This is a genomic window from Streptococcus mitis, from assembly GCF_002096925.1.
In the GTDB taxonomy this organism is placed as follows: Bacteria; Bacillota; Bacilli; order Lactobacillales; family Streptococcaceae; genus Streptococcus; species Streptococcus mitis_AF.
The window spans coordinates 1-7908 of sequence record NZ_NCVN01000034.1 but is presented as its reverse complement, the minus strand read 5'-3'; the positions used below and the strand labels follow the sequence as shown (position 1 = coordinate 7908).

The window sequence follows — 7908 nt, the reverse complement described above, 5'->3', positions numbered from 1 at the left end:
AGACCATATGAAAAATGGTCAACTCAAGGCTGCTTATAATCTTCAAATCGCTACTGAAAACCAATTTGTTCTTCACTATGATATCTTCTCAAATCCGACAGACACTAAGACTCTTCTGCCATTCCTTGAAACCTATCCACATGACGTACAGACAGTTGTCGCAGATACTGGATATGGAAGTGAAGAGAACCTCCTTCGTTTAGATGAAAAGCAGGTAAACCATCTGATTAAATATGCCATGTTTGATAAGGAACAGAAGAGAGGGTATAAACAGTCGAATAGAAACTTAGCGAATTGGCACTATGATGACAAGGTAGACAGATTTTCGCTCAACGCAAGATTGATGTGGAACCTGTCTTTGGGCAGATAAAGGCTTGTTTGGGTTACAAGAGATGTAATCTGAGAGGGAAGCATCAAGTGAGAATTGACATGGGATTGATACTTATGGCCAATAACCTCCTCAAATACAATAAGAGAACGACTCAAAATTAAAAAGCTAGAGTTCCGCTATTGGAAATCTCTAGCTTTTTTGTGGCTGAGAACTATTTTGTCTCAGGTTCTTTTTTTGGAGCTTTTTTCGTTTTGTTACTATTTTGATGGAATTGATTTGATCATCTGTTTTTTTAATATAGAATCTAACTTGACAAAAGCGTTTGTTCATCATATAATTAAATAAACAAAATATTGAACGAAAGAGGCTGAGGATATGTTATCAGAAAAACAATTTAATCTTTTACGTTTTTTGTTGCTTCACAAAGATGAAAACTTTACACAGAGACAATTGGCTGAACAGCTAGACATCGCTGTGGGGACAGTGAATAATCTTCTCAAGGAATGTAAAGTAAAGAAGTGGATCAGCGAGGGAAATAACTTAACTGACATAGGAGAGGAGGCTTTAGCTCCGTATCAAGTGAAGAATGCCATTATCATGGCAGCGGGTATGAGTAGCCGTTTTGCACCTTTGTCTTATGAGTTACCAAAAGGATTGCTTCAAGTCAAAGGTGAGCGTTTGATTGAGAGAGAAATCAAGCAGTTGAAAGAAGCTGGGATAGAGGATATTACTATTATTGTAGGCTATCTGCAGGAAAAAATGTTCTATCTAGCAGAAAAATTTGGTGTTAAAATCGTTGTAAATAATGATTACTACAAGTACAATAACTGTTCTTCTCTCATGCTAGTCAGAGACCAGCTTTCTAACACTTACATTTGCTCGTCGGATAATTATTTTGTGGAAAATCCGTTTGAACGATATATTTACAGAGGGTATTATTCTACTATATTTGCAGAAGGGGACACAGACGAATACTGCGCTAAGGAAGACTCCAATCACACGATTATTGATGTTCAAATCGGTGGAACGAATACTTGGGCTATGGTGGGGCACGTTTATTTTGATCGCGCATTTAGTGAAAAATTCGTAGACATTTTAGAAACTGAATTTAAGCACGAACTATATCGCGAACAGCTCTGGGAAGATTATTATAGCCGTCACGTCAAGGAGCTTCCTTTGGAAGCTCGGCATTATTCAGCAGATATTGTTAAGGAGTTTGATTCACTAGATGAGTTGCGTCAGTTTGATGAACACTATTTGGTGAATACGAATTCGGAAATCATTGATAATATCTGTAAGACATTGGGATGTGTGGCTTCAGATATTGTCAATATCAAACCTCTAAAAGATGGTCTAACCAATACTTCGTTTTCATTTGACTGCCTAGGGAAGAGATATGTCTATCGTCATCCTGGTAGGGGAACGGAGAATTACATTGATCGAACTAGCGAAGCGGCTTCCATGGAAATTGCTGCAAAATTAAAGATTGATCGTACTTTTGTCGCTATGAACAAGGATGAGGGATGGAAAATTTCAGAATTTATTCCCAATGCCAAGCAACTAGATTATGATAATTGGGATGATGTAGCAAAAGCAATGGAGCTCTTGAGACGCTTGCACCAATCTGGAGAAAAAACGGATCATTCCTTTGATCAATTTGAGGGTATTGATGATTTTAGACAAAAATTAAAGGCTAGCAATCGTTTTGAATTTGATGGGCTTGAAGAGTTGGATAAGAATGTCTCAGTTCTCGAGAAGCTTTTACAAGAAGATCAAGCGAAAAAGGTTCTCTGCCACGGAGATTCTTATAGCCCGAATTTCTTGTTGAATGAAGCTGGCGAAATGAGCCTGATTGATTGGGAATATTCTGGTATGGGAGATCCAGCAGGAGATTTAGGAACCTTTATCGGGTGTTCAAATTATACAGTGGAAGAAGCTGAAAAGGTACTTGAAATCTATCTACAAGAAGTTCCAGATAAGAACACCAAACGTCACTATTTTGCCTATGTATCAGTGACTTCATATTATTGGTTTTTGTGGGCCCTGTTCCAAGAAAGCGTTGGAAAACCAGTAGGTGAATTTCTCTACATTTGGTATCGTTATACCAAACAGTATGGAAAACTTGCATTAGATTTATACTTAGAGGAGAATTGAGATGAAACCGACATCAGAAATTGAAGAATTAATAGCAAATGAAACGAAAAGAAGGCTAGAAGAAATGGAATCACCAAACTATGTGTTTGCCCAGCCATTTCTAAAAAGTGATTTTACTATAGTCATCGTCTTAGTTCTAATTAACCTTATTCTGATTATCCTAGCCATGACAGGAGGTATTCAATAAAATGTCCAAGATGAATGACTTTATTCAACAGGAGACGATAACGGGAATTGTTCCCATGACCAACAAGGATCGTCAGTATTCTTTCTGGGATCTCTTCCTGTCAACAAGTGGTTTTGCCATCGCAACTTGGTGTTATACCCAAGGGGCTTATGTAGCTCAATATTTGACCTTTAATCAAATGTTGATTAATATTTTCAGCTTTAACATTATCTGGGTCTTTATTGAATGTCTTCCTATTTTGTTTGCCGTTAAATATGGAATTGATTTATGGATTTGGTTGAGAGCTGTTCTAGGAAAAAGAGGTGTAGCCCTGTTATCAACCATTATTAGTTTGGCTAACTTTGGATGGTATGCTGTTGCAGCTAATCTTTTTGCCAGTTCTATGATCCATTTGGCAAACAATTTTGGTCTTGGTTTAGAAAAGGGAGTATGGGCACCTATTCTCGGTACCCTCTGTGTTCTTCTCGGTACTCTCATAGCTCTTGGAGGTCCAGAAGTGATTAAATGGACCAATCGTTTCTTAGTTATTGCCTTATTGATTGTCGGTCTGATTATCGTTGGAATCTGCTTTGTCGCCGTTCCCATAACTGATATTATGAATATTCAACCAGCCACCCAAGGAGATTTGACGCCATTAGAACGTTTTATGCTCTCTGGGGAAGGAAATGTTGCCTTTGCTTTCTCTTGGTCTACACAGGCATTGGTTTTACCACGTTTAGCAAAATCAGAACGCAGTGGTTATTGGGCTACAGCCTTATCATACGGAGTTGTGGCTCCATTCTTCGTTGCGACAGGTGGAGTTATGGCTCTAGCCATGTTTGTCAAAACAGGTGTTTATGAAAGTGATCCAACAACCATGCTATCAACTCTAAGCACCCCAGCCTTTGCGCTTTTAAGTTTACTACTAGTAGCCTTTGCCAATATTGGAACCCAAGGGACAGGATCATACGTGAACTGTATGATTGTAAAAAGTGGGATGCCCAAAGTAAGCTATAAACTAATGGTTTGGATTGCCATGGTATACGTGAGCCTACTTACAATTTGGGGAGGAGTGGAAGAGTACTTCGGTTCCTTCATCTCACTAGCCGCTTATATTCAAGGTCCCATTATCGGAATGATCGTTGTTGACTACTTTATCTTGAGAAAACGAAAACTCGATTTGCGTTCAGCCTATTTCCTTGAGGGACATAAAGCTTATGAGTTTACAAATGGCTTTAATCTTGTAGGATTATCTTGTGTAATCATTTCCTTGCTAGTTGCGGTACTATTTGTTTATAACCCTGTAACTGCACAAATTCAAAGTTCAATCTTTTTAATCACAACTGGTAGTGGCTTTACTGCGATCTTTGGTGGTTTATTGTACTGGCTAGCTAGCTTAACTCCTTTAAAACGCTATATGATCAAGGATAGAGATTCCGTTACGATTTAAGGATAGAGGATTGATTAGAAATACTTGAGTATGCCCCCTGCTGGAGGCTTTAGAAAATCTTTATTGATACGGTAGAATAGGCTGAGCAGGTACTTGAAATTTCTGTAGAAGAAATTCCAAACATGAAAACGAAATACAGCTATCTAGCTCAGGTGTTTGGAACGTCATACTATTACTCTTTTGTGAGGATTATTTCAGGAGAGCGTCTGTAAATCTATTAGGGTAGGGAAGTTTTTCTATATTTGGTATCACTATAGTGGGCAATATGGTCAACTAAAATTAATTTTTAGTCGGAGGACTAACAAAATGAGAATTGGTATTGAACTTGAGCAATTAGTTGTAGGTGAAACTAAAAAATGAAAACCTTAATCTATGTATATTTATCTCCCCTTTCATAAAAGTTTATTTTACATAAGTAATTGATATGATTCTAGTCAATCATATTCTGATTATCCTAGCCATAACAGGAGGTATTCAATAAAATGTCCAAGATGAATGACTTTATTCAACAGGAGACCATAACGGGAATTGTTCCCATGACCAAAAAGGAACGTCAGTATTCTTTCTGGGATCTCTTCTTATCGACAAGTGGTTTTGCCATTGCAACTTGGTGTTATACCCAAGGAGCCTATGTGGCTCAATATTTGACCTTTAATCAAATGTTGATTAATATTTTTAGTTTCAACATTATCTGGGTTTTTATCGAATGTCTCCCAATTTTGTTTGCAGTTAAATATGGAATTGATTTATGGATTTGGTTGAGAGCTGTTCTAGGTAGAAAAGGGGTAGCTGTTCTATCAACTGTGATTAGTTTGGCAAATTTTGGTTGGTACGCCGTTACCGCCAATCTTTTTGCCAGCTCCATGATTCATTTGGGAAATAATTTTGGACTTGGTTTAGATAAGGGAGTATGGGCACCGATTCTAGGCACTCTCTGTGTTCTCCTTGGAACGCTGATTGCTCTTGGGGGTCCAGAGGTGATTAAAGGTACTAATCGCTTTCTAGTGGTAGCCTTGTTATTTGTTGGGCTAATCATCGTTGGAATTTGTTTTGTTGCGGTTCCAATTAGTGATATTATGAATGTCCAACCTGCCATTCAAGAAAATTTGACACCGATTGAACGTTTTATGATGTCAGGGGAAGGAAATGTGGCCGTAGCCTTTTCTTGGTCTACACAAGCCTTTGTCTTACCACGTTTGGCAAAATCAGAACGTAGTGGCTATTGGGCTACAGCCTTATCATACGGGGTTGTTGCGCCATTCTTTGCTGCGACAGGTGGAGTTATGGCTTTAGCCATGTTTGTCAAAACAGGTGTTTATGAAAGTGATCCAACAACGATGCTTTCAACGTTGAGTACTCCTGCCTTTGCGCTTTTAAGTTTACTACTAGTAGCTTTTGCTAATATTGGAACCCAGGGTACAGGATCGTACGTGAACTGTATGATTGTAAAAAGTGGGGTGCCCAAAGTAAGCTATAAACTAATGGTTTGGATTGCCATGATTTATGTGAGCCTACTCACCATCTGGGGAGGAGTGGATGAATACTTCGGTTCCTTCATCTCGCTGGCTGCCTATATTCAAGGTCCCATCATCGGAATGATCGTTGTTGACTACTTTATCTTAAGAAAACGAAAACTCGATTTGCGTTCAGCCTATTTCCTTGAAGGACATGATGCTTATGAGTTTACAAATGGCTTCAATATAGTAGGATTATCTTGTGTAATCATTTCCTTGTTAGTCACGGTATTATTTGTTTACAATCCCATAACAAAGCATATCCAGAGTCCTATGTTCCTGCTCACAACTGGTAGTGGCTTTACTGCAATTTTTGGAGGTCTATTGTACTGGTTAGTTAGCTTAACTCGTTTAAAACGCTATATGCTCAAGGATAAAGATTCCGTTACGATTTAAGTTTAAGAGAGAACGTTGTGTACTACCCCAAAAAGTTGGAAAAATAATTATTGAAAGGATTTAGTTCTGTATTGCACAGGACTAAGTCCTTTTAGTTTTACCTTAATTCGTTTATTATTGTAGTAATCAATGTAGTCTACAATAGCTTGTTCTAATTGCTTAAGAGACGTAAACGTCTTCTCATAGCCATAAAATATTTCCGATTTCAAAATGCCGAAGAAGGACGCCACGTCTTTCCTGGCTTGACTGTTATAGAAAATCTTGAAATGGGAGCTTTCTTAAAGAAAAATCGTGAAGAAAATCAAGCTAACTTGAAGAAGGTCTTTTCACGCTTCCCACGTCTTGAAGAACGCAAGAACCAGGACGCAGCCACTCTTTCAGGAGGAGAACAACAAATGCTTGCCATGGGACGCGCTCTTATGTCAACACCAAAACTTCTTCTTTTAGATGAACCATCAATGGGACTTGCCCCAATCTTTATCCAAGAGATTTTTGATATCATTCAAGATATCCAGAAGCAAGGAACAACCGTCCTCTTGATTGAACAAAATGCTAATAAAGCACTCGCTATCTCTGACCGAGGCTATGTACTGGAAACAGGAAAAATCGTCCTATCAGGAACAGGAAAAGAACTTGCTTCATCAGAAGAAGTCAGAAAAGCATATCTGGGTGGCTAAACTAGTCTGGGAGACTAGTTTAGGTTGCAAATGAAGATTACGAAGTAATCATCATTAATAGTCCGGGGGACCTTTTTAGTCGGCATATAGAGATTGCAAAGCAATTCTCATCTGCACTGGAAGGTTAGCTTCTAATCATTGAAACGGAACAGAATGAAGTGTGTCTACCCTTCATTCAGGGAGCTCGATTTTAGAGCTCTTTTTGCTAACTTATTCATACTTTTCTGAATTTTGAAAAAGAAATGTAAGCGTTTGATAGATTTGCAAAAAGATTGTATAATAGGGATAAGAATAGAAAAGGAGAAGTCTCATGGCAGTTAAAGATTTTATGACCCGCAAGGTAGTTTATATTAGTCCAGATACAACAGTATCTCATGCAGCAGATTTGATGAGAGAGCAAGGGTTGCACCGCTTGCCTGTTATCGAAAATGATCAATTGGTTGGTTTGGTGACTGAGGGAACCATTGCCCAAGCTAGTCCATCCAAGGCAACAAGTCTTTCTATCTATGAGATGAATTATCTTCTAAATAAGACAAAAGTAAAAGATGTCATGATTCGCGATGTTGTCACTGTTTCAGGCTATGCGAGTCTAGAGGATGCAACTTATCTGATGTTGAAAAATAAGATTGGTATTCTTCCTGTCGTAGATAATCATCAAGTATACGGAGTTATTACGGACCGTGACGTTTTCCAAGCCTTTCTTGAAATTGCTGGTTATGGTGAAGAAGGAATTCGTGTGCGCTTTGTTACGGAAGATGAAGTCGGTGTCCTCGGAAAGATTGTTTCTTTGATTGCAGAAGAAAATTTGAATATCTCGCATACAGTCAATATTCCGCGTAAGGATGGTAAGGTCATTATCGAAGTTCAAATCGATGGCTCAATTGATTTACCAGCCTTGAAAGAAAAATTTGAATCAGAGAATATTCAAGTAGAAGAAATTACTCGTACTTCAGCAAAAGTCTTGTAAGAAGGGAAGCCGAAAGGCTTCTTTTTTCATGAGCTAAATTCCCAAACTAAGTTCCACCGCTAGTAGAAGTGGAAGTTAGTCTTAAAAAAATTGTAAAAACCAGTGGAAATCCGTGTCAGGGTAAGTTCTACTGGTTTTACTAATGCTTGATTTCATCGCTTTTGTAACCGAAATGAATCGAAAAAAAGAGCGCACAAAATCTCCTCATCTGAAAGCGTTTCAGATTAAGTTCCGCTATGGTGGAAGTTAGTGT

The 7908-nt window shown here is 38.3% G+C and carries 5 protein-coding genes and 3 pseudogenes; 7 read left to right on the top strand and 1 reads right to left on the bottom strand.

What is annotated here, in order from left to right:
- The 5 genes and pseudogenes from B7692_RS10890 to B7692_RS06350 form a co-directional block, all read left to right on the top strand.
- Nucleotides 1–492: pseudogene (locus tag B7692_RS10890) on the top strand (transposase); the annotation flags it as partial.
- Nucleotides 493–706: 214 nt separating this feature from the next.
- Complete coding sequence (locus B7692_RS06365) at nt 707–2485, top strand: phosphotransferase (RefSeq protein ID WP_084930241.1); 1779 nt, start codon at nt 707–709, stop codon at nt 2483–2485.
- A gap of 1 nt (nt 2486) precedes the next feature.
- Entirely contained in the window at nt 2487–2672 is a 186-nt protein-coding gene (locus B7692_RS06360; RefSeq protein WP_060805305.1) for a hypothetical protein, read from the top strand.
- A 1-nt stretch (nt 2673) separates the two neighbouring features.
- The gene (locus B7692_RS06355) at nt 2674–4101 is read left to right on the top strand and encodes a cytosine permease (RefSeq protein WP_084930240.1); all 1428 of its coding nucleotides are present in this window, start codon (nt 2674–2676) and stop codon (nt 4099–4101) included.
- Between the two features lie 482 nt (nt 4102–4583).
- Entirely contained in the window at nt 4584–6011 is a 1428-nt protein-coding gene (locus B7692_RS06350; RefSeq protein ID WP_084930239.1) for a cytosine permease, read from the top strand.
- 47 nt (nt 6012–6058) lie between these two features.
- Here B7692_RS06350 and B7692_RS06345 read toward each other — a convergent pair.
- Nucleotides 6059–6238 (bottom strand): annotated as a pseudogene (locus B7692_RS06345) (IS3 family transposase); the annotation flags it as partial.
- Here B7692_RS06345 and B7692_RS06340 point away from each other — a divergent pair.
- Nucleotides 6230–6688: pseudogene (locus B7692_RS06340) on the top strand (ABC transporter ATP-binding protein); the annotation flags it as partial. The pseudogenes B7692_RS06345 and B7692_RS06340 overlap by 9 nt on opposite strands.
- Before the next feature lie 310 nt (nt 6689–6998).
- The gene (locus tag B7692_RS06335; RefSeq protein ID WP_000268660.1) at nt 6999–7655 is read left to right on the top strand and encodes a CBS domain-containing protein; all 657 of its coding nucleotides are present in this window, start codon (nt 6999–7001) and stop codon (nt 7653–7655) included.
- The last annotated feature ends 253 nt before the right edge of the window (nt 7656–7908 follow it).